Source organism: Roseateles sp. P5_E1 (genome assembly GCF_054049335.1).
Genome location: NZ_JBFUMN010000294.1, coordinates 1 through 614 on the forward strand (window position 1 = coordinate 1; position 614 = coordinate 614).

The window sequence follows — 614 nt, forward strand, 5'->3', positions numbered from 1 at the left end:
TCGCGGAAGCCCCCTGCCCGCGCCACCAGGACGAAGGCCTGCATATCGCCCAGCCGCGTGCTCATTGTTCGCCTCTCCGGACAGCCCGTTCGCTTTATATCGGATTGTCGCACAGCCGTCCCGGCCCTAGATTTTCTCCATCCCCGCCAAGAGTTCCCGCCATGACCGACCAGCCCGCTCTGCCCACCTTCACCCTTGGCGATCGTGCCGTTGCCCGCCTGGGATACGGGGCCATGCAGTTGGCAGGCCCCCACGTCTTCGGCCCACCGAAAGACCGCGATGCCGCCGTGCGCGTGCTGCGCGAGGCGGTCGAGCGGGGCGTCAACCATCTGGATACCAGCGATTTCTACGGCCCGCACATCACCAACCAGATCATCCGCGAGGCCCTTCATCCCTATCGCGCGGGGCTGACCATCGCAACCAAAGTGGGCGCCAGGCGCGGTGCCGAGGGCCAGTGGCTGCCGACGATGTCCGCCGCCGAACTCACCCGCGCCGTGCATGACAACCTGCGCAACCTGGGCCTGGAGGTGCTGGACGTGGTCAACCTGCGCTGCATGTTCAACGTCATGGCCCCGGCCGAGGGGTCGATCGCGCCCTCTCTCACGGTGCTGGCC

The 614-nt window shown here is 67.3% G+C and carries 1 protein-coding gene; it reads left to right on the forward strand.

The features are described from left to right. Positions 1-161: 161 nt before the first annotated feature. A partial coding sequence (locus ACXJKJ_RS31130; protein WP_457395448.1) for an aldo/keto reductase occupies positions 162-614 on the forward strand: 453 nt, incomplete at its 3' end.